Annotated in this window: 1 protein-coding gene; it reads left to right on the top strand. The window is 28.1% G+C overall.

Features of this window, described 5'->3' with window-relative positions; all coding sequences use genetic code 11:
- Positions 1 to 320 precede the first annotated feature (320 nt).
- Positions 321 to 1,025, top strand: coding sequence for an alpha/beta hydrolase (locus LOK41_RS28170; protein WP_221783824.1), 705 nt, complete (start codon positions 321 to 323; stop codon positions 1,023 to 1,025).
- Positions 1,026 to 1,295 lie beyond the last annotated feature (270 nt).

Raw genomic sequence — 1,295 nt, 5'->3', positions numbered from 1 at the left:
TTTTGTGCGGAGATAATAAAGTTGTTTAATTTACAATAAAGTCATTTAAAAAATAATATAATTGTTTAAAAATCCTTCTTCCACTAACGGAGTAGAATAGCTCAATAAGGAATCAAAATAAGAACTTGTAGCTTCTGAAAAAATGGAAAAAAAGAAAGATTTTAAATACAAAGTAGACTCTGTTATACAGAGGTAGAGAGATATTATAATTCATTTGTGATAAATTGGGAATAGTTTGAATTGTTTAAAACTGAGTAGAGGATTATAAAGCGTGTGCGGTTTTTTACCAAGTCCTATATGTCTTATTATATGGAGGAAATATGCTTAAAGATAATTTTAAAATTAGTAATATTCCCGCGGTTTTATGGGGAGATAAGAGTGAAAAAATTTTTATTGCAGTACATGGAAATATGTCAAATAAGGAAGATGCAGTTATTCAAATATTAGCTGAAGAAGCCAATCAAAAAGGTTATCAAGTATTAAGTTTTGATTTACCTGAGCATGGAGAAAGAAAAAATGATAATACTCCTTGCAAAGTACAGTTTTGTGTTAGTGAATTATCTATAATTATGAATTACGCAAAAGAACATTGGAAAGAAGTAAGCGTGTTTGCATGTAGTATGGGAGCTTATTTTAGCCTTTTAGCCTATCAAAATGATGTGTTAGAAAAGGCATTATTTTTATCACCAGTAGTTAACATGGAACGAATTATCGAAAATATGATGAAATGGTTTAATGTAACACCAGAGCTTTTGCAAAAAGAAATGACTATAGAGACACCTATTGGTCAAAAGTTATATTGGGATTATTTATGCTATGTAAAAGAACATCCTATTAATACATGGAATACAGATACATATATTATGTATGGAGCCAAGGATGAACTGTGCGAATTTGAAACTATTAACTATTTTACAAAAAAACATCGTTGTGAATTAGAAGTCATAGAAACAGGTGAACATTACTTTCATACTGAAGAACAGTTAAAGATATTTGAACAGTGGTTACACAAACATATCGATTAACAAATTACAATTTATCTTGAACCTGTTAGAGAAGAATGGCGAATATATAAACTGATATTATATTTGAGAGACATTATAAATGTGATTCACTTAAACAAACAGGTGCTTTAGTTAAATAAGAATTAAACAACTTTATTAATGATTTTTGAGTACCAATACCTTTAAATGTATAGAAATTAAACAACTTTAAAGAGCCTTACCACACACTAGATTGTAGCAAGGTTCTTATATTTTCATAATAAAATTAAACAACTATATTATCAATTTACA

It is taken from the genome of Bacillus sp. TL12 (assembly GCF_022625245.1).
GTDB lineage: Bacteria > Bacillota > Bacilli > Bacillales > Bacillaceae_G > Bacillus_A.
The sequence above is the reverse complement of the archived record's forward strand: the minus strand, read 5'-3'. Positions and strand labels throughout refer to the sequence as shown.

Bases quoted from the DNA above. Each gene is read 5' to 3' on its own strand.
- LOK41_RS28170 (WP_221783824.1), top strand. From the start codon at position 321: ATGCTTAAAGATAATTTTAAAATTAGTAATATTCCCGCGGTTTTATGG.